The organism is Rickettsiales bacterium (genome assembly GCA_033762595.1).
Classification (GTDB): domain Bacteria; phylum Pseudomonadota; class Alphaproteobacteria; order Rickettsiales; family UBA8987; genus JANPLD01.
The window spans coordinates 1-19,699 of sequence record JANRLM010000056.1 but is presented as its reverse complement, the minus strand read 5'-3'; the positions used below and the strand labels follow the sequence as shown (position 1 = coordinate 19,699).

Genomic DNA, 19,699 nt, shown 5'->3' with positions numbered 1-19,699 from the left:
AGGGGACCTATTTTCAAGCATCTTGGAAGATTTTGGTCCTACTTGCTCTGCTTCGTAGATTACTTGTTTTAATTCATCGTGAGTTAACCAGCCATTTAATAATTCTTGATTTAAAACATTTAATTTTTGCGGAACTATTGAAACCATTTCTCCCACTTCATGATTTCCAATTACACAAATCCCTGAATTAAGAAGATTATTAAAAATAAAGTGCTGTATATTTCTAAAATTTCTAGATTCTGTATCATCTTCAACTTTTCTGGCAATCTTGTGAGATAGCATGCTAACTAAACGTTGTGTGTCAAGATCTCCACCCTTGCCAAATATTTGTAATGGATTAATCCCACTCTCTACCGCAAATAATGATGACATAACATCAAGGGGATTGCTATCCATTATGATCTTAGCATTTTGGCAGTATTTTTTAACTTGCTGTGCGAAAAATCTTATTGGTTCTGCATTTTTAAATAAAGACCAGCCTCTGGTTGAAAAACCCCCTTTGGGAAAAGGAGCACTAACAGTAACAATAACAATATCGCTACCTTTAATTTTTGCTAATTCTGATTGTTCTCTTGCGTTAATTGTAACTATATGTGGAAACTTTCCTCTTATTTCGCAGGCACTTACTATTTCTCCTTTACAACCTTTTGCTCTTTCATTAACATCAACTAAGACTAGAGTGTCTTCATTTCTAATTATCCCTTCAATAGCTAGGTGTACGGCTGTCTCTTTACCGCTATTGCCCATCCCTATTATAGTTATTTTTTTACTCATACAAAAAAACTGTTAATACCAAATCTACCCCAAAAACCTTAAAAAAAGGTTAACACTTTACATATTTTTCAAAATTATTATAAAGCTTTGAAAATAAACATATAAATTAAAATAAATCAATATGTCAGCTCCGAAAACTTTATACGATAAAATCTGGGAAAGTCACTTAGTGCATCAGGCGGAAGATGGAACGGCTTTGCTTTATATTGATCGCCATATGGTGCATGAAGTTACCAGCCCCCAAGCGTTTGAGGGGTTAAGAATGGCAGGCAGAAAGGTGCGTCAGCCTTCAAAAACTCTGGCGGTTGCAGATCACAATGTGCCAACTAAAGATAGGCAATTTGGAATAAAAGACCCTGAATCACGCACGCAGGTTGAAACTCTTGAGGCAAATTGTAAGGAATTTGGCGTTCAATATTTTCCACTCACTGATAAACGCAACGGAATTGTTCATATTGTAGGCCCCGAGCAAGGCTTTACGCAACCGGCGATGACTATCGTTTGTGGGGATTCTCACACCGCAACGCACGGGGCGTTTGGCTCGCTTGCGTTTGGCATTGGCACTTCAGAGGTTGAACATGTGCTTGCAACGCAAACCCTCATTCAAAAGCGGGCAAAAAATATGCGTGTAACGATTGATGGTAAGCTCCCGCTTGGCGTTACTGCAAAAGATATAATCCTTGCGATAATTGGTAAAATCGGCACGGCTGGTGGCACTGGTTATGTGATGGAATATGCTGGCTCGGCAATACGCACACTTTCTATGGAAGGCAGAATGACCATCTGCAATATGGCGATTGAAGGCGGTGCTAGGGCTGGATTAATCGCACCTGATGAAACTACCTTCACTTATATAAAAGGCAGGCCGTTTGCACCAAAAGGTGAAGATTTTGATAAAGCCGTTGCTTACTGGAAGAATTTTACAACTGATGCAGATGCTAAATTTGATGTTGAGATTAACATTCCGGCGGAATCTATTGCACCTCTAGTAACTTGGGGAACAAGCCCGCAAGATGTTCTGCCAATTGATTCTGTAGTGCCAAATCCAAAAGATGCGAAGGATAAATTCCAAGCCGATGCATGGGCGAGAAGCCTTGAATATATGGGGCTTACGGCTGGCACAAAACTTCAAGATATTCAGGTTGATAAAATATTTATTGGCTCTTGCACTAATGGCAGAATTGAGGATTTACGAGAAGTTGCGAAAGTTGCAAAAGGTAAAAAAGTTGCATCAAATATCAAGCTTGCAATGATTGTTCCGGGTTCTGGCTTAGTAAAAGAGCAGGCTGAAAAGGAAGGCTTAGATAAGATATTTATTGAGGCTGGTTTTGAATGGCGTGATCCGGGTTGTTCAATGTGCTTAGCAATGAATGCTGATAGGCTGGAGCCGGGTGAGCGTTGTGCTTCAACCTCAAACCGCAATTTTGAAGGCAGGCAAGGCAGAGGTGGCAGAACTCACTTAATGTCGCCTGCTATGGCAACCGCCGCCGCTATTGCCGGCAAATTGGCTGATGTTAGGGGTTTAGTGTAGTGTTCACTAAAAATAGATTAAGCCCATTAACCTTGGTAAAAACAACAGAAATTAAATAAAGCTCTTAAAAAAATATTTTCTACCCCCTGCCCTTGTAATTTGGAACGTTCTGCTCTGGAAGCCAAATATTTTTCGGTAAAGTGCCATTTTGATAGAATATATCTATTGGAATACCACCCCTTGGATACCAATAACCGCCTATCCTCAGCCATTTTGGCGATATTGTTTTTTCAATCCTTTTTGCAATATCAATTGTGCATTCTTCGTGAAAGCCAGCGTGATTTCTAAATGAAAAAAGGAATAATTTGAGAGATTTACTCTCAACAATTAGTTTGTTTGGTGCATAATCAATCATCAAATGAGCAAAATCTGGTTGCCCTGTAACTGGGCAAAGTGAAGTAAATTCTGGGCAAGTAAATCTTATTAAATAATCTCTATCAGAATGAGGGTTTTTAACTGCTTCTAACTTAGCATCGCTAGGATTTTTAGGATAATTAGTTTGCCCGCCTAGTTGTTTTAATTTTTTATAATTTGTCATAAATTTACAATTTTTTAAGGAGTATATAAATTTTCTAAAACTTCACTTGGAATCTCAGCGTAGCCTCCAACACATTCATTAGTGCTTTTTTCACCAAGATAAGCACCTGCCGCATCTATACATTCCGCACCTACAAAATATTTCCCTGAAGTTGGTGTGAATGGTGCATCAATTTTAGTATCAATATCCATATGAATTGAAACCTTTATTTTCCCCTTGCTAAGAGTTCTATCAGAACTATTATTTTTTTGCCCAACTTTTAGAACATATAAAAATCTTCTAGTTGTAGGGCCTGATGAAATTACAACAGAATCAGTATTTACAAATGTCCAACCCACTCCATTTACCGCTTCTGAAGCTGGTCTATGAGTTCCAACATCTCTATAAGCTGGTGCAGAGCACGGGTCAAAATATATAGATTGACGAATAAATTTCTGCATAGACATTTGAAGCCATATTAAATCTTCCTCCGTTGCATTATCCCATTTGCCATTGCCAAAATTTGTTGTTGCACAAACATCATCTGAATAGCCAGTAAAACCATTTTGGCTTAAAAAGCTTGCCGGCACATCACCGGGCCTAAAGCCATATTTTTCACGAAATCTATCTTGAGACGCTTTGAAATAATTTATTTCAGAAATTATGCCGTTAACTTTAGCCGTATCTAAAATTCCAGAAGCGAAGAAAAACATTGATATAAGAACACCAATTATCACCACCACAACCGCCAACTCAACCACTGAAAAGCCTTTTTGCTTTATTTTCATTAAATTAATTTTTTGTTTGAAAAATTATAATCTATAATAAACTCAAGAAATTTAATTAACAAATCAAATTTATGACAGAAATTATAATGTATAAAACCACTTATTGCCCTTACTGCACAAGGGCTAGAGATTTTTTAGCAAGAAAAGGGTTTGCAATCACTAAAGAAATTGATGTTACAAACTCTGATGAGCTAAGGCAAGAAATGCTTGATAAATCTGGGGGCAGAAAAACCGTTCCACAAATCTTCATCAACGGTATTCACATCGGTGGCTATGATGACACAGTTGCATTAGATAAAGAGGGAAAACTTGATAAAATCATCAACGGCAAGTGAATTTATCATAAGTTTTTGAGCCAGAATTTTTAGCTCTTTCGTATGAATATTTCATAAAAGGGAAAAATTTTCCAACCCAAGCAAAGATGCTTTTTTCATTCATAGCTTCAGCATAAGCTACATATTCTGGGAAGTTTGAAAGGTGGTTTTCCTCAGTTCTAGCCCTCACATAATAAATAATATTTACACCAAATAACATTGCACAATTTCTAACCGCTGTAACCCAATCTGAGTTTGTAATAAAGGGAATTGAAATCAACCACCAAGAGAGGTTTTTGAAAACATAGGCTGGGTGCTTTGTTAGAGCAAAAGGCCCATCTGATACTAATCCACGATAAGTTAAATTTGAAAACCTCATACCAAATGCAACAGTTGCAAGCGAATAAATTCCTATAGAAAATAAAATCAAACTTCCCCAAATTATATAGCCAATGGAATTTTCAGTAAAAAAATTTCCCCAATAATAGCCTTCCTCATATTGAAAATAATTGCTGTTGAAAGCCCCAACCCAGAATGGTTCATAGCACATTATACAAACAAGCCACCCAAGCAAAGTTGGCTCTGCGGAATAGATTTGCGTGTTAAATAATTTTAGCGTTAATGAATATCCAATCACCGCAAAGATAATATCAATTGTGAAAATAAAACTATAAGCTAAATCAAAAAAATTCTTGAAGTTTTGAATGTTTGATAAATTCAAATTATGCAGAAAATTAAAATTATTAATACAATAAATTGTCATTAATGGCAGAAAGAAAGCCTTCACAATCCAAGCTCTTGAATGCTCCCAGATTAATTTTTTATCAATATTTTTGAAATCAAATTTTGCAATCAAACCCAAATTATAATAAGAATCTTTAGGGTTTTTCATCATTAAATCAGTGATTATAAAATAAGGAATTGCTAGAATAAAAATATAATCAGAAACTAAAAGTAACTTTTCAAAAAATGGCTTGTAATAATCCGTTCTGTAAATTGGAAATAAATTATAGATGAGAAATATTGCAAGAAAAGTAATCGCTAAACCAATTAATTTCTTAAAAATTCTATCAAGGCTAAATTTATTTCTAATCTTAAAATTTATAGGAAATTTGCTATTTTTTTCAGTAGCACGATAAATTTCATAAATAGCAATAGGCAGAACTGCATTCACAAAACATAGGAAAACCAAGCTCAAATCACCAGCTTGAAAATAATTTCTGCAAGTAAAAAAAATAAGATAAAATAAGAAGCAACCTAGCAAATTTACTAAAAAATTTGTATCTGATTTATAAGACATATTTTATTTATAAATTTCTTTGATAATTTATGATGCAAATTTATAAAATTACAATTAGAAATAATTTCAAAAATAATTTTATATGACAGAAAACAATAAAGAGTTAAGTTTTGAAAAAGCAATTATTGAGCTTGAAAATATCACAAGAAAGCTAGAATCTGGTAATCTTGAACTTGAGGAATCTATCAAACTATATGAAAAAGGCACTGAGCTTGTGAAAATTTGTGAAAAAAGGCTTTCTGATGCAAAATTAAAAGTTGATCAAATTGTCAAAGATGAAGCTGGCAATAAAAAACTTGAGCCATTTCCTAACGAATTTGAGGGGTAATTATGCAAAACGAAAATCAAAAATATCATTTCGCACTTAGGGTTATACACTGGGCAATGGCTGTTATTATAATTGGCCTTTTAACCTCTGGTTTTACAAAAGGATATTTACCAAAAGAATATAGAGGCGATTTTTATTTCTATCATAAATCATTTGGAATGATTGCTTTAGGGCTAATAATTTTAAGAATTATTATTAAGTCACTCACTTTCAAAACTGAGCCTAAGCTACCAGAAATACTTGGAAAGCAGAATATAATTCTTGCAAAACTAGGCTGGGCGTTGCTTTACTTGTTTATGATTTTTATGCCTCTAAGTGGCTACATTGCTACCGATGCAGGAGATTATTCCTTACCGGTTTTTGGATTCCAGTTTCCAGATTTAATTACAAAAAATAAACCATTAGGAAGATTTTTTTGGGAGCTTCACGAAACACTGCCTTGGTTTTTTGTAGCAATTATATCGCTTCACTTTTTAGCAAGCGTAAAACATTATTTTTTAGATAAAGTAAATTTATTTAAGAGAATGTTATAAAATGAATAAATCTACCATAAATATTAACCGAGAAAATCTGCCTTACAGGAAGTGCGTTGGAATTATGCTTCTTAATAAGAATAGAGAGGTTTTTGTTGGTCAAAGAATAGATAACAAAGCTGATGCGTGGCAAATGCCACAAGGTGGCATTGAAGATGGTGAGGATTTAATTTTCGCCGCTAAACGCGAGCTTCTTGAGGAAATTGGCACTAATAACATTGAAATAATATCGCAAGCTCAAGGTTGGTATTCTTACGATATTCCAGATTATTTAATTCCAAAATTTTGGAATGGAAAATATCGCGGTCAAACCCAAATGTGGTATCTTGCGAATTTTTTGGGGGAAGATTCTGAAATAAATATCAACACTGAAATTCCAGAATTTACCGCTTGGAAGTGGAGCAAACCTTGGGATTTACCTGCAATTATAGTGCCATTTAAGAGAGATTTATATAAAGGCCTACTTGAAGAATTTAAGGATTTTCTATAATAAAAATAATGTTATTTCGAGCTATACTTAGAATTTGCTCTATATTTCTCCCCCTGCTTGCGGGGGGAGATTAAGAGGGGGGCATTAAAAAAGTTTGATTTAAGCAATCTTTGCCCCCACCCTAACCCTCCCCCGTAAACGGGAGAGGGAATAAAGTTTAAGCATCAATTTACAATAAACCACTATGAAAAAAATTGCGATAGTAGGACTCGGCAAATCAGGCTTAGCATCTGCGGAATATTTTCAGAAGAAAAATATTCCAATTCTGCTTTATGATGATAACAAAAACACCAAAACTCCGGATTATCTTCCCAACATTACTGACTATAAAAACTGGAATTTTGATGAAATTTCTGAAATATTATTTTCACCCGGCATTCCAGTTGAACTTCCAAAACCTCACCCTATTGCAGAAATTGCCAAGCAGAAAAATATTCCAATAATTAGTGATATTGAAGTTTTAGCTCGTGATAAAAACCCTACCTCAAAAATTATTGCAATTACTGGAACTAATGGAAAATCAACCACTACAGCCTTAGTTCATCATATCCTTAAAGAAAATAATATTGATTGCCAAATCGGGGGAAATTTTGGAATACCCGCACTAAGCCTTGATGTTGAAAGAAAAAACAGCTGGTTCGTGCTTGAAGTATCTTCTTTTCAACTTGATATTACTCCTAAAGCAAAGTTTGAAGTTGCAATTTTCCTAAACCTCACGCCAGACCATATGGAAAGATATCAAACCCTTGAGCGTTATGCAAAATCTAAAATGCGAATTTTCTTAGGGCAGGAAAGAACTGATTTAGGAATAATCTGCACTGATACTGAAATAATGAAAAACCTCGCAGAAGAAATTTCAAAGCACAATAATATTTTCAAATTCAAAACTGGTGATTTTTTTAAGAATGAGTTTTTCCCTAATTTGATGGGGCTTCATAATTTACAAAATATCTCGGCGGCTTATCTTGCCACAAAACAGGCTGGGCTTACTGATAATCAAATTATCTCAGCAATAAAAACTTTTTCAGGACTAGATCACAGAATGCAAAAAGTGGCAGAACATTCTAGGGTTATTTTTATCAATGATTCCAAAGCAACCAATGCTGATGCAACTGAACCTGCACTAAAAACCTATGAAAATATTTTTTGGCTTGCTGGTGGCGTTCCAAAAGAGGGCGGAATTGAAAGCCTTAAGGAATATTTTAGTAAAATAAATACTGCTTATTTTTATGGGCAGGCAAAAGATGAATTCGCAAAAACTTTCAAGAATGCTGGTTTTGGCAATTTCAAAATTTTAGCAGGCTTCAAAGATGCTTTTAATGAGGCTAAAAAAGATGCGATAGAAAATGGCAAAATAAATAATAAACCTAAGCCGGTTTTGTTGCTATCTCCAGCCTGTGCCTCATTCGATGAATTCAAGAATTACGAGGAAAGGGGAAATTTGTTTAAGGATTTATCTAATAAACTCAATTAATACACTCACAATTTACATCTTCATTTATTAGCATTGAAGTTATTTGGTGTGCACTCATATAAACTATTATACAGCAAACCATTATAATAATAAAAGGCCAATTTATTTTACCGATTAAAGCGAGAACTCCGATAGTCAATACAACTGCTGTAACTAAAGCTATACCAAAACCGCCACCGCATAGCATCTGCCTTAATTCACATAGCTTAGAAGAAACGCTTTCTGCATCATTACAAAAAGAAAACTCTGGCAACATCAGAAATGTTACCAGAGCTGTAAATTTAATCAAATTATGCATTATTGCACTAATATACCATCGCATGTTCCATCACCACATGAACCTCCTTGAAGCTGATCATTAGTAATTAAAACTGCAATTTGATAAGCACCTGATATCACAACGATAGCAATAGTTGTTATCAAAACTAAACCCCAGTTCACTTTTCCGAAGAAAGCACCAATGCCTAAGAATAATATTGCGACCGTCGCAACTACTAGAATAATACCATCATTCATAATACAATCAAAAATCTCACACGCTTGATCAAAAGGCGTTTGAGCATTTGCTATCATTGGAATGAAGAACATTGCCAATAATGTTAATAAATAATTTTTTTTCATTTTAACCTCAAATTTAAGTTGTTAATTTAATCGATATCTAACCAATCTAAATTTAGTATAACTTGCTTTTGTTACAAGTTTGTTACAAAATTATATAAAATTTTAACAAAAACCACAATTACCACAAACCATTGAAATGAAAGATTTTTTTGCAAATATCATTGAATTTTCCTCCCCCTCAACACAAAATAGGGTTTGTAATAACTATGATGTTTTGAAATTTATAGCCATTTTCACAATGGTTATTGATCATATTGGCAGTTACTTCTTTCAAGATATTGAAATATTTAGGGAAATTGGCAGAATTGCCTTCCCAATTTTCCTATTTTTAGTCGGCTATTCAGAAAAATTTGAGCCTCGTTATAACCTTCTTTTTTACGGAATTATAATAACAATTGCTCATAATTCCTTAATAAAATTTCAACAAGCGGATATCTTAATAAGTATTTTCTTGAGCTGCCTTGTTATGAAATACCTTAAAAACAAGAATTATTTAGATATAAAATATTTCAATGAAATTTTAATCTCTACAATCATTTGGAGTTTTTTCACCAGCTTTATTTTTGCTTATGGAACGATAGCTTTTATGTTTGCAATCGCAGGATATTTTTTCAAAACCCAACCGGAAAATAATAAAGTTAAGCTATTCTTATTTATTTCAATTTTCTTTAATTTACTAAATTATTATGTTTTTTCTAGCACTCCAAAAACCAGCTTAAATACAATTTTTATAGTATTGATTGGCTATATAACTTATTTTCTATTAAGTAATTTCAGATTATCTGAAGTAAATTTTATTGGTAAAGATCTTATAAAATCCGTCTCTCAAAACGCTCTATTTATCTATATTTTTCACAAATTATTATTTATTCTTATGGCTTATTATGCTCGTTAACCACCAATTGTCACCCCGCATTTATTGCGGGGTTAATTGTTGAAATTACTTATAAACCTAAGTTTTGAGCTTGTTTTATAGTTAACCCTGCAATAAATGCGGGGTGACAAAAAAGGATAATAATAAAAAATCTACGATTATTTTATCACTTTCCAAAGTCAAAATAATCTGGGATTTTAGCCTCAATTAAAGGGAATAAATTATTTTTGCTAGAAGTTCGCCAAGAATGCAGATGTAAATTATTACCTAAACCATCAACAAAAGCAACAGCACCACCATATTTTCCATCGCCTAAAATTGGAAAGCCCTCATCAGCTAAGTGAACTCTAATCTGGTGTTTTCTGCCAGTTTTTGGAAAAACTTCTAGCAAAGTAAGCTTGCTTGCGTAATGCTCCACAACCCTATATTCCGTTACTGAAATTTTACCCTTTTGATAATCAACCATCATTTTTTCAGTGCCACCTGCACCCATTCTTGCACCAATTGGCTTTGCAATTCTACCCTTCATATTTGGCACTCTGCCAACTACTAAAGCTAAATATGATTTTTCAATCTCACGATTTTTGAAGGCTTCAGTAAGCTCTCTTGCGGTATCCAAATTTCTTGCAATCAGCAAAACACCTGAAGTATCTTTATCAATTCTATGAACTAAAAGTGGGCGTTCCTCATTGCCAAATTTTAGAAAATCTAACAACAAATCAACACTTACTATAACCCCACTTCCGCCTTGCGTCGCAATGCCTTGAGGCTTATTTATCGCAATAATATTTTCATCTTTATAAATAATATTATTTAGTAAATATTTTTCAGCATCTTCTAATTTACCAACTGGCTTCTTTTTTGGAATTACGAACCCAGATGCATTCTTAGCCTTTTCATCTTCTTGGCTTGCTGGAATGTAAATTTCATCGTTAAGCTGAACAAGATAAGTTTGTTTTTGAGATTTTCCATTAACACGAATTGCCCTTTTCCTTAGCAATTTTTGAATAAAAATATATGGAAACGGAATTTTTGCCTTCTTCAAAAACTTAGATAATTCCAAGCCTTCATATTCTTTTTTTACAATTATTTTTGTGCCTTGAGCCATTTTTATAATTATTTAGCGATTAAATACCCTGCATAAACCGCCACTATGCCTAAAAATACTGATAATACAACATATATTAAGCCGTTTATAACCTGCCCTTTTTGAATAAATTGTAAAAAATCTAATGTGAATGATGAAAAAGTTGTAAGCCCGCCCAAAAAGCCAATAGCAAGCAAGGGTTTTACAATATTAAAAGTGTTTGAATTGAAAAACCCCCTTTCATATCCAGCAAAAATTAGCCCAATTAAAAAACTCCCAATTACATTTACCACTAAAACATAATTGATATATTCTGGCAATTTCGTCCTTATATTTTCTGAAAAAGCTGAGAGAACCCCATATCTGGTAACACAACCAAGCATTCCACCAATCGCCACTAAAATAATATTTTGCATAGAAACTCCGCTAATTAAAAAAAAAACTCCCCTGCCACCCTCTCCACCAAGTAAATTGCCGTTTGGCATAATTTCTAGTCGCTTGCTGTGCTTTTGAAATTGCTTCGTCTAAAGAAATTTCCCCATCTAAATATGCGATAATTTCACGAAGTCCGTGGGCTTTATAGGCGGGTAGATTATTATTGCTGGCGGAAATATTATTTTCCAGCCAAATTTCTCTAACCTTTTTTGCCTCATCAAGCAGGCCATTTTCAACCATATTTTCAAATCTAGCATTAATTTTCAGATAAATTTCCTCTCTTGGCTTATCTATAAAATGAATGGAAAAATTTTCTTTATCAAAAAATTTTTTTTGTGGTTTTTTATTCCACTCTGAGATTGAAACCCCTGTATAATCCTTAACTTCTAAGGCCCTCAAGGTTCTTTGCGTATCATTAGGTTTTATTTTATCCGCCCCTTCCGGATCAATATTTTTTAGTATATCATAAAGTTGGGTTTGTTTTTTGTTTTCAGGTACTATTGAACAAAGGTTGAGAAATTTTTGTTTAATTTCTGGCGGGATTTTAGGAATTTCCGAAACTCCTTCCACTATTGATTTAAGATATAAGCCTGTTCCACCAACTAAAATAGGGGTTTTCGTCCTAGCCTTTATTTCGTGAATTAGTGGCACAGCCATTTCTAGCCATTCAGATAAATCTGAGTGATGCAGAATTGATTTCACACCAAATAAATGATGCGGAATATTTTGCTTTTCTGCTTCTTTTGGCTGGTTTGTGATGATTGGAATTTCTTGATAAATCTGCATTGAATCAGCGTTGATAATCTCAGCGTTACCAATTTCTTTTGCCAGATTTACTGAAAACTCCGTTTTACCGCTTGCGGTAGCTCCAAAAATTATGTGAATTTTTTCACTCAAACAACTAATTTGAAATTTTATGAAAAAATTTATCTCTTAAATAATAAAATGCAAGAAATGCGAATGGAATTATTGCAATTCCTGAGAACATTATTTTTGAAAATAAGCTTTCAGGATCAGCAAAATCTTCAGTTGCGATGTGCCAATAATCATTATCTATCGGCAGAACATAAGCCTCTGTGAGTTCGTGAAAACCATAGATAAATAAATGTATTGCAAAGAAAAATAGGAAGAAAGAAGTCGCTCGCAAAAATTTTGATAAATTTATCAAATAGCTGTATTTCAGCCATAAATAACATAATATTAAAGCTGAAATTCCGCCTATTGCAGAGCCTACATACATTGTAGATTTTTCCGTTTCGTAGGAAATTGAAATTAGCAGAAGCACAATTTCAAAACCCTCTCTTGCAACCATAATAAAGGCGAATAGGCCAACGGCAATAAACTTCATAACACCTTGTTTTGCCTCAGCTTTTTCAATGACGTTTTCAACATTTTTGCGATAAAATTTTGCAGTTTTTATCACATAAAATGTTAAGGAAAGCACCAACGCCCCTGCAATCATTGAAAGCACACCTTCTGCAAGCTCGGTTTTGCCGATACCATCAATTATATCCGCAAAAATTAAGCTAATCGCAGTGGCTGAAGCTATACCAATCGCAACTGATTTTAGTAAATATCTTCTTTCAGTTTTTACTAGATAATCAGCCATTATTGCTATGATAAGAAAGGCTTCTATAAATTCTCTAAATATTACGATTGCGGTTTGGAGCATTTTTATTTAACTAAAATTAACTGATAATAATTATCAGTATATGTAATATAAAACAAATATATTAAGTCAACAAATGGCTCACAAAAATTTAAATTTACCAGAAAAAATTTGCATTACCTGTAAAAAGCCTTTTTCTTGGCGGAAAAAATGGCAAAAAACTTGGAATGAAGTAAAATTCTGCTCTGAAAAATGCAGAAGAAATAAGTGAAATATAGTTAATTATGATTTTATTTTTTTTAAGCTTAGATTGTTAATGGGTGTAATATAAAGAATTCAAAAATGGCAAATTATCTTATAATTTCAGGAAGTAGCGATATTGCAAAAGCAAGTATAAAAATTTTGCAAAATAAAAATCCTTCTAATAAATTTTTTGTAACCGCTAGAAAAAAAGAGGATTTAGAAAGCTTAAAGCAAGAATTTAATTGTGAAGGGGAAATTTTAGATGCTTCAGATTTTCAAGCTACAGAAAATGTATTTTCTAAGGCGATAGAAAATTTTGGAAATATAGATGGCGTTTGCAATTTTGCTGGCTCAGTTATCTTAAAACCGGCACATCTCACAAGTTTTGAGGAATATTCAAACACAATCAATTCAAGCCTTACAACAGCTTTTTCAGTAGTCAGAAGTGCTGGAAAATATATGAAATCTGGTGGTTCTGTAGTTCTAATAGCTTCAGCAGTAGCACTTCACGGGCTTGCTAATCACGAAGCAATTGCTTCTGCTAAGGGCGGGGTTGTATCTCTTGCGAAATCTGCTGCGGCAACTTATGCATCACAAAATTTGCGTTTTAATGTTGTGGCACCGGGTTTAACTGAAACAAAGCTCACCAAAAAAATTACTAGCAATGAAGCAAGCCTTAAATTTTCAACTGCAATGCATGGACTTGGCAGAATTGGAAAAGCAGAAGATATCGCAAATGCTGTTTGTTATTTTCTTTCCGAGGAAGCAAACTGGTCAACCGCTCAAGTTTTAGCAGTTGATGGTGGACTTTCTTCAATTCAACCTAAGATTAAAATATGAAATATTTAGTTACAGGCGGAACAGGTTTTATAGGCTCAAATTTTATTAAATCTAAGAATTTAGATTCTAATAAATTTATTGTTCTTACGCGTGATAAAATTTCAGCAGAGAAAAAATTTGGCAATAAAATTCTTTTTATAAAAAGCCTTGAAAACCTTGCAGATTTTGAAGAAATTGATGTTGTAATTAATTTAGCTGGTGAACCAATTGCTGATAAAAAATGGAGTTCAAAACAAAAAGAAAAATTAATTACTAGCAGAATTGAAACTACAAAAAAGCTATATGAATTTATTAAAAATCTAAAGCAAAAGCCAAAAAATTTTATTAGTGCCTCTGCAATTGGCTATTACGGCAGAAATGAAGCTTACACCAACATCTCAGAGGATTTTCCTAAAGGAGATGAATTCACTTCCGAGCTTTGTAACGCTTGGGAATATGAGGCGAGTAAAATCTCATCTCTTGGAATAAATGCTGCAATTATTAGGCTTGGAATTGTGCTTGGCAAAAATCAAGGTGCTTTGAAAAAGATGCTACCAGCTTTCAAATTCAATCTTGGTGGAAAACTTGGAGATGGTAAGCAAATTATGTCTTGGATTCATATTCAAGATGTAATTTCAGCAATTGATTTTATTATAGAAAAAAATCTTAGTGGGGTTTTTAATTTAACCTCACCAAACCCTGTTTCAAACTCAGAGTTTACTGAAAAACTTGCTAAATCCCTGCATAGATTTGCCTTGTTAAATATGCCAAGTTTTATGGTCAAAACTATATTTGGTGAAATGGGTGAAGCCTTGTTGCTGAATGGTCAAAAAGTTTTGCCAACAAATTTGCTTAAAAATGGCTTCAATTTTAGGTATAAAAAATTAGAAGATGCTTTAGAAAATATAGTTCAAAAAACTAATCTCTAAAGTTGATAAATTGAAGTGGAAGTTCAATTTCAGAGCTTCTAACAAGTTGGATAGCCTCTTGCAAATCATCACGATTTTTACCAGTAACCCTCACTTGATCAGATTGAATTGAAGCCTGAACTTTAATTTTGCTATCTTTAATTTGCTTAACAATTTTTTTAGCGTTTTCTTGATCGATACCTTTTTTAACCTTGATAATTTGCCTTATCATTCCACCACTTGCAGATTCAGGCTTTTGGAAATCAAGGCATTTTATATCAAGTTTTCTGCGCGTGATGTAAGTTTTTAGCATCTCAATTATTGCTTTATGCTTCATGTCGTCATCAGCGAGTAAGGTTATAGTTTCAGCCTCTCTTTTGAGTTCAGACTTTGAGCCTTTGAAATCATATCGGTTTTGAATTTCACGAACGCAAGAATTTACAGCATTATCAACCTCTTGTAAGTCAGTTTCAGAAACGATATCAAAGCTCGGCATATATGAAAATTTTAGTTATTTTTAATGGCTTTTTGCAATTCTTCTTTAACAATTTTGCGGATAATATCTTCAAAATTCTTTTCATTATTCTTAGATTTATTTGCAATATTTGGCAACATAAAATTAGATTGCTTTTCCTTCATTGCAGTAACAATTTGTGGCTTAAAATCATTTGCTTGCAGGGCAAGTTTTATCATACTACGAATAGCTTCCGCACGGGATTTCATTCCGTTTTCAACCTTCCAAATATCAATTTTCTTAATGTCATCAGAGGAAAGTTGCAGATGTAAATTTTGAAATTCTTCCTTCATAAAATAGCTAAATGTATTTAATATACAACATTTGTATAAAATATGTTGACTTGTATATTTCTTGTATTATTTTTGTATGTAGTTTGTATTAAATATGTATAAATATAAACCTACACTTTAATTATATATATCACTAATTGATATGGAAGCTAACAAAAAAATTAAAAAAGGCAAAAATTTTACCAACATAATTGGTAAAAACATTAGATATTATAGAAAAATAAAGGGTTACAACCTCAAAGATTTAGCACAAAAACTTGGTGTTAGTGCCCAACAATTACAGAAATATGAAACTGGTAATAATAGAATTAGTGCTGAGAAGTTATTTGAAGTCTCAAAAATCTTAAATGTTTCACTTAATAATTTTTATAGGCTTATTTCTAAGAATAATATCAACGATTTCAAAAACCCAGATATTAACAACCTAATTGATTATTACAGCCAAATTTCTTCTAATGATGTTAGAAAATTAATCCTGCAAAATACAATTCTTTTTGCAAATTTCGGGGCTTAGAAATTTATGGTAGCATTGCTAACCAAAGATAGATTTAAGCAATTTAACCAAAAATTGTCACCCCGCACTTGTTGCGGGGTTTAGTAAAGAAACAACATTTTTTATTACCGCTAAAGCGGGAATCTATAATATAAAATGGATACCCGCTTTCGCCGGCATGAAGGAAAGTCGGTATTTATATTTAACCCCGCAATAAATGCGGGGTGACATTCTAGCAAAATAACAATCTAACTTTTATAAATCTATCCTTATTTACCAATAACTAAAATTTAAGGAATATTCATATATTTATGAATTTGAAGGCTGATTTTATAATTATTTTCCCTAGCAATCTCTATAGTTTTAAGAAGATTTGCTTGGTTTTTCTGCTCATTATAATCATCAATTGGCTGCACATAAACAGGGATATTATAATCCGCCTGCCCTATTTCTTGCACTGAATAATATTTCTCATCAAAGGCTGAAATTAAAAACTTAAAAGCAGTTATTTTAGGCAGTAAATCCTCTCTAATCCTAGAATATTTGCTAATATTTTTAGGTGAGCAGATAATTTGAACTCTTGAATCTAAATCCCTAAAAATTGTTCCATTAGTTTCAATTTGAACTGAAAATTTTTCCTCAAGTAATTTTTTACAAAATTCTTCAATCGGCTGACGCATAGGCTCTCCGCCAGTTATAACAACAAGATTATGAGTTCTAATATTATTTTTATTTAGAGATTTTTCTTTAATTTCTTGGATTATTTCATCAATTTTTATTGCTGAATAACTTTCAAATTCTGTATCACAAAAACTACAAGCTAAATTACAACCACCCAATCTAACAAACACAGCAGGTGTGCCTGCATTAGGCCCTTCACCTTGTATTGTCGCAAAAATTTCCTGCACATCAAGTGCATCAACTTCACCATTAATTGCTGGTCTTTTTGGATTCTTACCGAACATTTTATTGACTAAAATAAGTTTTTTATTAGTTATAAACCATATTATATAATTTGTTTTATGGAATTTGAAACAATAGAAACAAACAAAAAAAGCGTGGCTTGCGATGGTGGCAAAGGCTCTTTAGGCCACCCAAGAGTGTGGTTAACTTTTGCACAAGGCAAAAATGAGGTTGTTTGCCCATATTGCTCAAGAAAATATGTATATAAATCTAAGTAAATCAAAAAATCTCTATATTTTTACTCTCTATAAAGTAGCATCTAACGAATTAACTATAGGTTGAAAGATGCAAAAAAAATATAAATTAATTCCTAAAACTTCATTAAGAAAACCAAGGGCTATTTTAATAGGCTCATCAACTGGAGGTTTACAAGCTGTCAGCAGAATTTTTTCTGAGCTTAAAAATTATCGGATAGAAATTCCGATTTTGATTACCCAACATATACCAGAAAATATTGATAAAAGCTTTGTTGATAAGATTGCTTCGGTAAGTGGCCTTCCAACAAAATTAGCAGAGGAAAATGAAGAAATTATTGCAGGCAAAATTTATGTAGCACCAAGCAACAAACATTTAAGCCTTGAAAAGAAGGGAGATAGAATAGTAGCTTGCCTATTAGATACACCGCCAATTAATTTTTGTAAACCTGCGGTTGACCCAATGTTTTCATCTGCGGCAGAAGTATGGAATGGTAATGTTTTTGGTGTAATTCTAACTGGTATTGGTAATGATGGCCTAGAAGGTGCAAGAAAAATTGTTGAAGAAGGTGGGATAATAATTGCACAAGATGAAGAAACAAGCGTGGTTTGGGGAATGCCCGGTGCAGTAGCAAAAGAAGGGCTTTGCACTGAAATTCTGCCGATTGATAAAATCGCAGAATATCTAAGAAAAAACTCTATGGGAGTGATATTTTGATATGAAGCTGAATGAGGACAATATAAGATATTTGCAAAGTTTTATTAAAACTAAAACCGGCATTGCACTTGAGAGCGATAAGAATTACCTGCTAGAAAGCCGAATAACCCCTATTGCAAGAAAATTCGGGCTAAAAAGTTTTGATGAGTTAATTACAAAAATAAGAATAAATACTCCAGAAATTATAAACTCTGTTATTGATGCCATAACTACAAATGAAACTTATTTCTTTAGGGATATCAAGCCTTTTGAGTTCTTTCAAAAAAATACTTTAAGCGATATTGTGGCGAACACGCCAAATTCTGCAACTATAAAAATTTTATCCAGTGCTTGCTCAAGTGGACAGGAAGCCTATAGCTTAGCAATGCTTCTTAATGAAAGTAAAATTAAATTAAATGGCAGGGATTTTTTTATAAAAGGCTTTGATTTATCGCCTGTAATGGTTGAGAGAGCTCGTCAGGGAATTTTCAATCAGTTTGAAGTGCAAAGGGGGTTACAGATTAATTATCTAATAAAATATTTTCAAAAAATAGATGAAAATAATTGGAAAATTAAAGATGATATTAAAAAGAAATGTAGTTTTTATGAAGCAAATTTGCTATCAGAACTGCCTGAAAATGATGAATTTGACTGCATTTTCGCAAGAAATGTTTTGATATATTTTGATGACAACACCAAAAGGTTAGTTCTGAATAATTTAATTTCAAAACTCAAAAAAGGTGGATCAATTTATTTGGGTTCTTCTGAAACACTAAATATCCTGCCAGAAAAACTCCACCAAACCCCAGATTTTAGATCAGTTTATAAGAAGATTTGACTATTTTTAGAAGCGTTTAATATGCATATATAGTAAAACGAATTTTATTATAAGTGTCACCCCGCAATAAATGCAGGGTGACAATTGGCGGTTAAGTGCTAAGAATCTTAGCATTATTTGCAATTACTTATTTTTTCTTACCTTTTTTTGATGTTTCTGGCTTTTCAGTTTTTATTTCAGGAGTAACCTCAGAGAGATTAGCTTCATCATAAGCGGCATCAAGAATAGCTTGGAATTGAGCCACTATTTCTGCCTCAGTGATATTCGAGTTTCCTTCTCTTGCTTCTTCTGCCTTAGCATTTTCTAATAATTCGCCAGCCAATGCAACTAATGCATCTTTGTTAGCTTTAAGCTCAAGAGGGTTTCCTGTTTCCTTTTTACTAATTTGAATATCTGATCCATTTTTCAAATCATTAACTAACATTCTAAATTCATCTAATGCTTCATTATTAATTTCAGCGTCTAACCCATTAAATTCCATGCCTTTTTTATCGTAGGCAGAGTAATGAGATGCATTACTTACTTGTAATGAGCTTAGGTTCATTTCTTTTACAAGTCTAGAAGCAATATTCTCAGGTTTTCCTTCAGTATTGGTTTCTGTTACTGATCCAAATTTAATTCTATTAATTATATAACCTAAATCTCGTGCATTATCTTCATAAGTAATTTGAGTAGAGGAAGGCGGATTTTCAGGAGCATTAGAACTCATCTCCCTTCTAATAAACATATCATTTGAAGGATCATTTTTATCTTTTTCCTCTTCCTTAGGTGATCCTTTTTCCTCTTCCTTAGGCGATCCTTTTTCCTCTTCCTTAGGCGATCCTTTTTCCTCTTCCTTAGGTGATCCTTTTTCCTCTTCCTTAGGCGATCCTTTTTCCTCTTCCTTAGGTGATCCTTTTTCCTCTTCCTTAGGTGATCCTTTTTCCTCTTCCTTAGGCGATCCTTTTTCCTCTTCCTTAGGCGATCCTTTTTCCTCTTCCTTAGGCGATCCTTTTTCCTCTTCCTTAGGTGATCCTTTTTCCTCTTCCTTAGGTGATCCTTTTTCCTCTTCCTTAGGTGATC

28 protein-coding genes are annotated in these 19,699 nt (G+C 33.2%); 14 read left to right on the top strand and 14 right to left on the bottom strand.

Annotated elements, in window-relative coordinates; translation table 11 throughout:
* A partial coding sequence (locus SFT90_04440) for a hypothetical protein (protein MDX1949731.1) occupies positions 1 to 774 on the bottom strand: 774 nt, incomplete at its 3' end.
* A 121-nt stretch (positions 775 to 895) separates the two neighbouring features.
* Here SFT90_04440 and leuC point away from each other — a divergent pair.
* On the top strand, positions 896 to 2,305 hold the full coding sequence (leuC, locus tag SFT90_04435; protein MDX1949730.1) for a 3-isopropylmalate dehydratase large subunit: 1,410 nt from the start codon (positions 896 to 898) through the stop codon (positions 2,303 to 2,305).
* Positions 2,306 to 2,384: 79 nt separating this feature from the next.
* Here leuC and queF read toward each other — a convergent pair whose 3' ends face one another.
* Both queF and SFT90_04425 read right to left on the bottom strand, forming a co-directional pair.
* Positions 2,385 to 2,843, bottom strand: a complete 459-nt coding sequence (gene queF, locus SFT90_04430; GenBank protein ID MDX1949729.1) for a preQ(1) synthase — start codon at positions 2,841 to 2,843, stop codon at positions 2,385 to 2,387.
* A gap of 14 nt (positions 2,844 to 2,857) precedes the next feature.
* On the bottom strand, positions 2,858 to 3,610 hold the full coding sequence (locus SFT90_04425; GenBank protein MDX1949728.1) for a prepilin-type N-terminal cleavage/methylation domain-containing protein: 753 nt from the start codon (positions 3,608 to 3,610) through the stop codon (positions 2,858 to 2,860).
* Between the two features lie 71 nt (positions 3,611 to 3,681).
* Between SFT90_04425 and grxC the strand changes: the two genes are divergently transcribed.
* Positions 3,682 to 3,945, top strand: a complete 264-nt coding sequence (gene grxC / locus SFT90_04420) for a glutaredoxin 3 (protein ID MDX1949727.1) — start codon at positions 3,682 to 3,684, stop codon at positions 3,943 to 3,945.
* Here the strand turns inward: grxC and SFT90_04415 are convergent.
* Positions 3,932 to 5,224, bottom strand: coding sequence for an isoprenylcysteine carboxylmethyltransferase family protein (locus SFT90_04415; protein ID MDX1949726.1), 1,293 nt, complete (start codon positions 5,222 to 5,224; stop codon positions 3,932 to 3,934). The two genes, grxC and SFT90_04415, sit on opposite strands and share 14 nt — an antisense overlap.
* A gap of 82 nt (positions 5,225 to 5,306) precedes the next feature.
* Here SFT90_04415 and SFT90_04410 point away from each other — a divergent pair, with 82 nt between their 5' ends.
* The 4 genes from SFT90_04410 to murD all read left to right on the top strand — a co-directional run bounded on the left by SFT90_04410 (position 5,307) and on the right by murD (position 8,049).
* Entirely contained in the window at positions 5,307 to 5,552 is a 246-nt protein-coding gene (locus SFT90_04410) for an exodeoxyribonuclease VII small subunit (GenBank protein ID MDX1949725.1), read from the top strand.
* Positions 5,553 to 5,554: 2 nt separating this feature from the next.
* Positions 5,555 to 6,085, top strand: a complete 531-nt coding sequence (locus SFT90_04405) for a cytochrome b/b6 domain-containing protein (GenBank protein MDX1949724.1) — start codon at positions 5,555 to 5,557, stop codon at positions 6,083 to 6,085.
* A 1-nt stretch (position 6,086) separates the two neighbouring features.
* Positions 6,087 to 6,575, top strand: a complete 489-nt coding sequence (locus SFT90_04400) for an RNA pyrophosphohydrolase (protein MDX1949723.1) — start codon at positions 6,087 to 6,089, stop codon at positions 6,573 to 6,575.
* 184 nt (positions 6,576 to 6,759) lie between these two features.
* Complete coding sequence (gene murD, locus SFT90_04395) at positions 6,760 to 8,049, top strand: UDP-N-acetylmuramoyl-L-alanine--D-glutamate ligase (GenBank protein MDX1949722.1); 1,290 nt, start codon at positions 6,760 to 6,762, stop codon at positions 8,047 to 8,049.
* Here the strand turns inward: murD and SFT90_04390 are convergent.
* On the bottom strand, positions 8,042 to 8,347 hold the full coding sequence (locus tag SFT90_04390; GenBank protein ID MDX1949721.1) for a TrbC/VirB2 family protein: 306 nt from the start codon (positions 8,345 to 8,347) through the stop codon (positions 8,042 to 8,044). The genes murD and SFT90_04390 overlap by 8 nt on opposite strands.
* Positions 8,347 to 8,670, bottom strand: a complete 324-nt coding sequence (locus SFT90_04385; protein MDX1949720.1) for a TrbC/VirB2 family protein — start codon at positions 8,668 to 8,670, stop codon at positions 8,347 to 8,349. The genes SFT90_04390 and SFT90_04385 overlap by 1 nt, the downstream gene beginning before the upstream one ends.
* Positions 8,671 to 8,806: 136 nt before the next feature.
* Between SFT90_04385 and SFT90_04380 the strand changes: the two genes are divergently transcribed.
* Positions 8,807 to 9,565: a TraX family protein gene (locus tag SFT90_04380; protein MDX1949719.1), complete on the top strand. Its 759-nt coding sequence runs from the start codon at positions 8,807 to 8,809 to the stop codon at positions 9,563 to 9,565.
* A gap of 145 nt (positions 9,566 to 9,710) precedes the next feature.
* Here SFT90_04380 and SFT90_04375 read toward each other — a convergent pair whose 3' ends face one another.
* The 4 genes from SFT90_04375 to SFT90_04360 are packed head-to-tail and all read right to left on the bottom strand — an operon-like array spanning position 9,711 to position 12,738.
* A complete protein-coding gene (locus tag SFT90_04375; GenBank protein MDX1949718.1) occupies positions 9,711 to 10,652 on the bottom strand; it encodes an RluA family pseudouridine synthase in 942 nt (313 codons plus the stop codon).
* A gap of 8 nt (positions 10,653 to 10,660) precedes the next feature.
* Positions 10,661 to 11,047 carry a CrcB family protein gene (locus SFT90_04370; protein MDX1949717.1) on the bottom strand — a complete coding sequence of 129 codons (387 nt, stop codon included), beginning with the start codon at positions 11,045 to 11,047 and terminating at the stop codon, positions 10,661 to 10,663.
* A gap of 10 nt (positions 11,048 to 11,057) precedes the next feature.
* Positions 11,058 to 11,963 carry a tRNA (adenosine(37)-N6)-dimethylallyltransferase MiaA gene (gene miaA / locus SFT90_04365; protein ID MDX1949716.1) on the bottom strand — a complete coding sequence of 302 codons (906 nt, stop codon included), beginning with the start codon at positions 11,961 to 11,963 and terminating at the stop codon, positions 11,058 to 11,060.
* A 4-nt stretch (positions 11,964 to 11,967) separates the two neighbouring features.
* Positions 11,968 to 12,738: an FTR1 family protein gene (locus SFT90_04360; GenBank protein MDX1949715.1), complete on the bottom strand. Its 771-nt coding sequence runs from the start codon at positions 12,736 to 12,738 to the stop codon at positions 11,968 to 11,970.
* Positions 12,739 to 12,811: 73 nt separating this feature from the next.
* Between SFT90_04360 and SFT90_04355 the strand changes: the two genes are divergently transcribed.
* From SFT90_04355 to SFT90_04345, 3 genes are all read left to right on the top strand, one after another.
* Positions 12,812 to 12,946 carry a DUF2256 domain-containing protein gene (locus tag SFT90_04355; protein MDX1949714.1) on the top strand — a complete coding sequence of 45 codons (135 nt, stop codon included), beginning with the start codon at positions 12,812 to 12,814 and terminating at the stop codon, positions 12,944 to 12,946.
* Between the two features lie 71 nt (positions 12,947 to 13,017).
* Complete coding sequence (locus SFT90_04350; protein MDX1949713.1) at positions 13,018 to 13,758, top strand: SDR family oxidoreductase; 741 nt, start codon at positions 13,018 to 13,020, stop codon at positions 13,756 to 13,758.
* Entirely contained in the window at positions 13,755 to 14,666 is a 912-nt protein-coding gene (locus tag SFT90_04345; protein MDX1949712.1) for a TIGR01777 family oxidoreductase, read from the top strand. Before SFT90_04350 ends, SFT90_04345 begins: the two co-directional genes overlap by 4 nt.
* Here SFT90_04345 and SFT90_04340 read toward each other — a convergent pair.
* Both SFT90_04340 and SFT90_04335 read right to left on the bottom strand, forming a co-directional pair.
* On the bottom strand, positions 14,656 to 15,141 hold the full coding sequence (locus SFT90_04340; GenBank protein ID MDX1949711.1) for a YajQ family cyclic di-GMP-binding protein: 486 nt from the start codon (positions 15,139 to 15,141) through the stop codon (positions 14,656 to 14,658). The genes SFT90_04345 and SFT90_04340 overlap by 11 nt on opposite strands.
* Positions 15,142 to 15,152: 11 nt before the next feature.
* On the bottom strand, positions 15,153 to 15,452 hold the full coding sequence (locus SFT90_04335) for a hypothetical protein (protein ID MDX1949710.1): 300 nt from the start codon (positions 15,450 to 15,452) through the stop codon (positions 15,153 to 15,155).
* A 142-nt stretch (positions 15,453 to 15,594) separates the two neighbouring features.
* Between SFT90_04335 and SFT90_04330 the strand changes: the two genes are divergently transcribed.
* Entirely contained in the window at positions 15,595 to 15,966 is a 372-nt protein-coding gene (locus tag SFT90_04330; GenBank protein MDX1949709.1) for a helix-turn-helix transcriptional regulator, read from the top strand.
* A 269-nt stretch (positions 15,967 to 16,235) separates the two neighbouring features.
* On the opposite strand, the gene SFT90_04325 is transcribed toward SFT90_04330, so the two are convergent.
* Complete coding sequence (locus SFT90_04325) at positions 16,236 to 16,910, bottom strand: 7-carboxy-7-deazaguanine synthase QueE (protein MDX1949708.1); 675 nt, start codon at positions 16,908 to 16,910, stop codon at positions 16,236 to 16,238.
* Positions 16,911 to 16,967: 57 nt separating this feature from the next.
* Here SFT90_04325 and SFT90_04320 point away from each other — a divergent pair, with 57 nt between their 5' ends.
* The 3 genes from SFT90_04320 (at position 16,968) to SFT90_04310 (ending at position 18,637) form a co-directional block, all read left to right on the top strand.
* The gene (locus SFT90_04320) at positions 16,968 to 17,126 is read left to right on the top strand and encodes a zinc-finger domain-containing protein (GenBank protein MDX1949707.1); all 159 of its coding nucleotides are present in this window, start codon (positions 16,968 to 16,970) and stop codon (positions 17,124 to 17,126) included.
* 67 nt (positions 17,127 to 17,193) lie between these two features.
* Positions 17,194 to 17,820, top strand: coding sequence for a CheB methylesterase domain-containing protein (locus SFT90_04315; protein ID MDX1949706.1), 627 nt, complete (start codon positions 17,194 to 17,196; stop codon positions 17,818 to 17,820).
* Position 17,821: 1 nt separating this feature from the next.
* Entirely contained in the window at positions 17,822 to 18,637 is an 816-nt protein-coding gene (locus tag SFT90_04310) for a protein-glutamate O-methyltransferase CheR (protein ID MDX1949705.1), read from the top strand.
* Positions 18,638 to 18,764: 127 nt separating this feature from the next.
* On the opposite strand, the gene SFT90_04305 is transcribed toward SFT90_04310, so the two are convergent.
* A partial coding sequence (locus tag SFT90_04305) for a hypothetical protein (GenBank protein MDX1949704.1) occupies positions 18,765 to 19,699 on the bottom strand: 935 nt, incomplete at its 5' end.

Bases quoted from the DNA above. Each gene is read 5' to 3' on its own strand.
- leuC (MDX1949730.1), top strand. From the start codon at position 896: ATGTCAGCTCCGAAAACTTTATACGATAAAATCTGGGAAAGTCACTTA.
- queF (MDX1949729.1), bottom strand. From the start codon at position 2,843: ATGACAAATTATAAAAAATTAAAACAACTAGGCGGGCAAACTAATTAT.
- SFT90_04425 (MDX1949728.1), bottom strand. From the start codon at position 3,610: ATGAAAATAAAGCAAAAAGGCTTTTCAGTGGTTGAGTTGGCGGTTGTG.
- grxC (MDX1949727.1), top strand. From the start codon at position 3,682: ATGACAGAAATTATAATGTATAAAACCACTTATTGCCCTTACTGCACA.
- SFT90_04415 (MDX1949726.1), bottom strand. From the start codon at position 5,224: ATGTCTTATAAATCAGATACAAATTTTTTAGTAAATTTGCTAGGTTGC.
- SFT90_04410 (MDX1949725.1), top strand. From the start codon at position 5,307: ATGACAGAAAACAATAAAGAGTTAAGTTTTGAAAAAGCAATTATTGAG.
- SFT90_04405 (MDX1949724.1), top strand. From the start codon at position 5,555: ATGCAAAACGAAAATCAAAAATATCATTTCGCACTTAGGGTTATACAC.
- SFT90_04400 (MDX1949723.1), top strand. From the start codon at position 6,087: ATGAATAAATCTACCATAAATATTAACCGAGAAAATCTGCCTTACAGG.
- murD (MDX1949722.1), top strand. From the start codon at position 6,760: ATGAAAAAAATTGCGATAGTAGGACTCGGCAAATCAGGCTTAGCATCT.
- SFT90_04390 (MDX1949721.1), bottom strand. From the start codon at position 8,347: ATGCATAATTTGATTAAATTTACAGCTCTGGTAACATTTCTGATGTTG.
- SFT90_04385 (MDX1949720.1), bottom strand. From the start codon at position 8,670: ATGAAAAAAAATTATTTATTAACATTATTGGCAATGTTCTTCATTCCA.
- SFT90_04380 (MDX1949719.1), top strand. From the start codon at position 8,807: ATGAAAGATTTTTTTGCAAATATCATTGAATTTTCCTCCCCCTCAACA.
- SFT90_04375 (MDX1949718.1), bottom strand. From the start codon at position 10,652: ATGGCTCAAGGCACAAAAATAATTGTAAAAAAAGAATATGAAGGCTTG.
- SFT90_04370 (MDX1949717.1), bottom strand. From the start codon at position 11,047: ATGCAAAATATTATTTTAGTGGCGATTGGTGGAATGCTTGGTTGTGTT.
- SFT90_04360 (MDX1949715.1), bottom strand. From the start codon at position 12,738: ATGCTCCAAACCGCAATCGTAATATTTAGAGAATTTATAGAAGCCTTT.
- SFT90_04355 (MDX1949714.1), top strand. From the start codon at position 12,812: ATGGCTCACAAAAATTTAAATTTACCAGAAAAAATTTGCATTACCTGT.
- SFT90_04350 (MDX1949713.1), top strand. From the start codon at position 13,018: ATGGCAAATTATCTTATAATTTCAGGAAGTAGCGATATTGCAAAAGCA.
- SFT90_04345 (MDX1949712.1), top strand. From the start codon at position 13,755: ATGAAATATTTAGTTACAGGCGGAACAGGTTTTATAGGCTCAAATTTT.
- SFT90_04340 (MDX1949711.1), bottom strand. From the start codon at position 15,141: ATGCCGAGCTTTGATATCGTTTCTGAAACTGACTTACAAGAGGTTGAT.
- SFT90_04335 (MDX1949710.1), bottom strand. From the start codon at position 15,452: ATGAAGGAAGAATTTCAAAATTTACATCTGCAACTTTCCTCTGATGAC.
- SFT90_04330 (MDX1949709.1), top strand. From the start codon at position 15,595: ATGGAAGCTAACAAAAAAATTAAAAAAGGCAAAAATTTTACCAACATA.
- SFT90_04325 (MDX1949708.1), bottom strand. From the start codon at position 16,910: ATGTTCGGTAAGAATCCAAAAAGACCAGCAATTAATGGTGAAGTTGAT.
- SFT90_04320 (MDX1949707.1), top strand. From the start codon at position 16,968: ATGGAATTTGAAACAATAGAAACAAACAAAAAAAGCGTGGCTTGCGAT.
- SFT90_04315 (MDX1949706.1), top strand. From the start codon at position 17,194: ATGCAAAAAAAATATAAATTAATTCCTAAAACTTCATTAAGAAAACCA.
- SFT90_04310 (MDX1949705.1), top strand. From the start codon at position 17,822: ATGAAGCTGAATGAGGACAATATAAGATATTTGCAAAGTTTTATTAAA.